This is a genomic window from Sphaerochaeta sp. UBA5836, assembly GCF_002432845.1.
GTDB lineage: Bacteria > Spirochaetota > Spirochaetia > Sphaerochaetales > Sphaerochaetaceae > Sphaerochaeta.
The window spans coordinates 13,473-17,811 of sequence record NZ_DJGW01000026.1 but is presented as its reverse complement, the minus strand read 5'-3'; the positions used below and the strand labels follow the sequence as shown (position 1 = coordinate 17,811).

Sequence of the window (4,339 nt, the reverse complement as noted above, 5' to 3'; positions counted from 1 at the left end):
TGCTCGAGCTTTGCAAAAACCTTTCGGTTGTACCATTCACGCAAAATCGGGTTGTTGCGCATACCTTCGCTGTTGCACGCAAGCATATGGGCGATCACTTGCTTCGGTTCCAATGTTACGTCAAGCTGTGCCTGGCACCTCTGTTTCAACACTGCATTCTCTGCAAGGAATATATCCAAAAACAGCTTTTCCTTTGACGGGTAGTAGAGGTAAAAGGTTCCCACAGCAAGCCCCGCCTCCTTGGCGATCTGGGCTACGCTGGTGGATTTGAACCCACCCTTGGTGAACAATGTTTTTGCCGCGTTGTACAACAGAGCTTGTTTCTCTTCCATGCGTCCATCCTGAATGAATATTTTTTAATTCATTCATTTATACAGAAAGAGTCTTTTGCTTGTCAAGACATCGCAGGGTGCCCTTCCAATCACCACCACGCAGACCATGGTAAAAATACACCCACCCATGGCATAGTACACCAAGCAATTGCACATTCCTTCTTCCATTTTTTGATTTGTATTCCTCATTTGTACTTTTCTCTTTCAGTCATAGATACTGTACATTTTGGGGCACACCCATACAGCCACACGGTGGCTTGCAGGCGAGTATCGGTCGGATGCTTTTGGGGAAAATCGAAGAGACTGAATCCTATCTGGATCTGGCATGGCATTTTACAGCAGCATCGCCACCGGCTTTGAACTCAACCTATTCGATTCCTTCCAGGTCCTGATTCTTGGCGGATATCGTTTCGCCCCTCACGAAGCCCAACCGGGCATGCAGGCAAACACGCTTTCCAGAGCATTCAACTCACTGAGTTTCAGGGCCAACCTGAAGTGAACCGACAGGCCGGTATACGCGTGTATACCGGCCATCACTTTCCAACATATTGCATGCATTGCACCAACCTGAGGCGGTGCACTGGATGACAAATGCTGATGCTTACGTTATAAGTATGGTAGATGCAGGCAGGGCGGATATACAACGCACCTATTTGTTCTCTGAGGATTGATGAGAAAATCCCTACGTATTGGTTTTGGGGAAAAACGCACATTTTTGCTACTGCTTGCAGCAACGATTCTTTGCGTCCTCTTCCCTGCACAATTTCTCTATCAACGAACCACCAATGTCCTCAAAGACAACGCCCGTTTGCGCGCTCTCTCCATCGCCACCACCGTGGCAACCTTTCTGGAAGACGACATCGAGTCATATCGAGCCATATCCGATGCACCGACACTCAATGAGGACTCCCAGGCCTATGCCGACTACCTGCGATACAATGCCTTGCTGCGTACCATCAAGGAACAAAACGACGCCGACTATATCTATACCGAAGCGCTGGTTGATGGAAAAATCATCCGCTACGTTCTCGATGCCGAGCTCCCCGACAGTGAAAACTTCTCCCCTTTCGGCTCCCTCGATACAATGGATGAAACCGAGCAGAACGTATATACAACCCGAATGGCAACCGGCAGCACCGAACTGCTCCTCTCCGACTGGGGAGTATACCTCAGCGCCTTCGCCCCTATTGTCGACCATCGTGACGGCAGTTTGACAGGATTGGTGGGAGTCGACTATTCGGCGGCAACCTTGCTCATACAGTCACGCATGCTCTTGTATCTGCACATCATCACCTTCTCGTTGCTCTCCTTGCTGCTTTCCTTCTCCCTTTTTGTCGTCGTCCAATTGATCAGCGTCCACGCCTATACCGATGAGTTGACCGGCTTGGGCAATCGCCGGGCAATGAACAAGGCTTTGGCTCGTTTGGAAAGAGACGCACGGAAACACCATAAGCCGTTTGTACTGTTAACCCTCGATGTCGACACCTTCAAGCTTATCAACGATGAACACGGACATCCCGTCGGGGACAAGGTTCTGAAACGGATTGCCGAGACATTGCTGCAACATTCGGAGGGGGATGAGGGCTGTTTCCGTTCAGGCGGTGATGAATTTGTCATGGTGATGCCCTCCTCCAATCTTGAAAACGCCCGACAAATAAGCAATCTGATCAAAACCGATGTCCAAGCTGTGTTCCTTCCGGAGTTGAAGGGACAGGCGCTTTCTGTGAGTATCGGCCTGGCTGTCTGGGAGGAAGGCGATACCCTGGAGGATGTGATCAGGCGCTCCGATACAAGCCTCTATGAGATGAAAAAACATCAGGAAACCCGGAAAAAGGGTTGAGAGTCTCTTGCCCAAACAGAAGGTAACCGATAGGGTTTCTCCCATACCCAGGAGATCAGACATGCATACCATCGATACACTCTTTCTCACCGGATCGCATTTCTGTCCTGATCAGGAAGAAATGGAAAGCCTTGAGGCCTTGTACCCCCAGGTTCGCGTAACCAGCACAGACATGTCGCACTATAGCCGCGAGCAGTTGCAGCAAGCCCGGATTATTGTAGGACTGCCAAAACCGGAAGACCTGAAACATGCCACCAACCTGCATTGGCTGCAAACCCCATCCTCGGGGGTAAGTCAGTATGTCGATCCCGCCCTCTATGCCAGCCAGCCCATCCTCCTGACCAATGCGAGAGGCACCTACGGCAGGCAAATCGCCGACCATGTCATCGGTGAAATAATCGCTTTCAACCACAACCTGCTGCGCTATCATGACCAGATGAAGAGCAAGCTATGGAAACGCTACTTCCCTACCAAGGACCTCTGGGAGAGCACCTTGCTGATCATCGGGCTTGGGGATATCGGGACCCAGCTGGCCTTGCGGGCGAAAGCCCACGGCCTCAGGGTACTTGCCGTCAAACGAACGGCAACTGAGAAGCCTTCCTATGTGGACGAGCTGGGAACGGAGAAGGACCTGGATGCCTTTTTGGTACGAGCCGACTACCTTGTATTGTGTGCAGCTTCCACCGATCAAACCGAGCATCTGCTTGATGAGCGAAGGATAGCCCTGTTGCCACCAGGCTCGTATGTTTTCAATGTAGGACGAGGCAACCTGCTGGACGAGCAGGCTCTGGTGCAGGCCCTTCAGAGCGGCAGGATAAAGGGAGCCGGCCTTGATGTCACCACGATCGAGCCCCTGCCGCAGGACCATGTACTATGGACGCTGGACAATGTCCTGATCACCCCGCATGCAAGCGGCTTGTCCCCAAGCGATCCTCATCAGGTGTTTTCCCTGTTTTTGAAGAACCTTGGGCTGTATCTCCAGAACAAGCCATTGATCAATTGCGTAGACTTTGCACGGACGTATTAGATAGTCCCATCAATAAATGAATAGCAAGACTATTCTCCTTTACCCGGCTGGTCGGCGATGGTACGATGGAACATGTCCAAGGAGGGGTGGAAGGTGGCCATAATTCTTGCAATCGATGATGCGGCAACTGATCTTACGCTCATCCAATACATGCTTTCCAATCACACGGTACTGCTGGCTCGAAACGGCGAAGAGGGGTTGCACACGCTCGATACGCATCCAGAGGTCGACCTCATCCTGCTGGACCTTCACATGCCTGTCATGGATGGGTTCACCTTTCTGGACCACATCCAAGCCAGGAATCTTGAAATTCCCATCATTATTCTTACCAATACCGAGGAAGTCGATATGGAAATTCGCGGACTGGAGAAAGGCGCCGTCGATTTCATCCGAAAGCCGCTGAATTTCAAAGCCCTGCAGATGCGCATCGATGTACAACTGAGGCTCAAGCAGTCCACCGAGCTCATCAAGGAGCACAACCGCCGCCTTGAGGAACTTGTTGAAAAACGAACTGCAGAAATCAGACGTACCAACGTGATAACCATCAACGCATTGGTGCGGCTTTTGGAAGTGCGGAATATCGAGTCCAGCAACCATGCCCGACGCACCAAAATCATGATGGAACTGCTTTGCCAACAGTTGCAGAAAATGAAACATATTGGATACGAGCTGAGCGAAAAAGAGATTCAGGAACTGATCGATACCGCTCCCTTGCACGACATCGGCAAGGTCGGCATTCCCGACCATGTACTGCTCAAGCCTGGAAAACTTGATCCAGACGAAGTTGTCATCATGCGCGAGCATGTGAACAAGGGTGTTGAGGCCCTGGATTACAGCATCGAGAATGAAGAGACAAAGATAAGCTTCATAGAAACTGCCCGGGAGTTGATAGCCAGCCACCACGAGTGGTACGACGGCAGCGGATACCCTGCCCGGCTGCGCGGTCTTGCAATTCCCCTTTCGGGACGCTTGATGGCCGTAATCGATGTATATGATGCACTTACGAGCAAGCGGGTATACAAAGATAAAATGGAACATGACCAAGCAATCGAGGTGATGAGACAGGAAGCAGAGAGACATTTCGACCCCATCGTGTTTGAAGCATTCTTACAGGTGGTCGACGAGATCAGAAAGAGATTG

At 51.0% G+C, this 4,339-nt stretch carries 5 protein-coding genes; 4 read left to right on the top strand and 1 reads right to left on the bottom strand.

Going from position 1 to position 4,339, the window contains the following annotated elements; all coding sequences use genetic code 11:
- On the bottom strand, positions 1-332 hold a 332-nt coding region (locus tag B3F49_RS02155; RefSeq protein WP_293908770.1), incomplete at its 3' end, for a TetR/AcrR family transcriptional regulator.
- Positions 333-657: 325 nt separating this feature from the next.
- Between B3F49_RS02155 and B3F49_RS02150 the strand changes: the two genes are divergently transcribed.
- From B3F49_RS02150 to B3F49_RS02135, 4 genes are all read left to right on the top strand, one after another.
- Positions 658-831: a hypothetical protein gene (locus B3F49_RS02150; protein ID WP_293891087.1), complete on the top strand. Its 174-nt coding sequence runs from the start codon at positions 658-660 to the stop codon at positions 829-831.
- 171 nt (positions 832-1,002) lie between these two features.
- Positions 1,003-2,172, top strand: a complete 1,170-nt coding sequence (locus tag B3F49_RS02145; RefSeq protein ID WP_293891090.1) for a GGDEF domain-containing protein — start codon at positions 1,003-1,005, stop codon at positions 2,170-2,172.
- Positions 2,173-2,233: 61 nt separating this feature from the next.
- Entirely contained in the window at positions 2,234-3,199 is a 966-nt protein-coding gene (locus tag B3F49_RS02140; protein ID WP_293891093.1) for a D-2-hydroxyacid dehydrogenase, read from the top strand.
- A 93-nt stretch (positions 3,200-3,292) separates the two neighbouring features.
- Positions 3,293-4,339, top strand: a 1,047-nt coding sequence (locus tag B3F49_RS02135) for an HD-GYP domain-containing protein (protein WP_293908769.1), incomplete at its 3' end; no start/stop codon positions are given.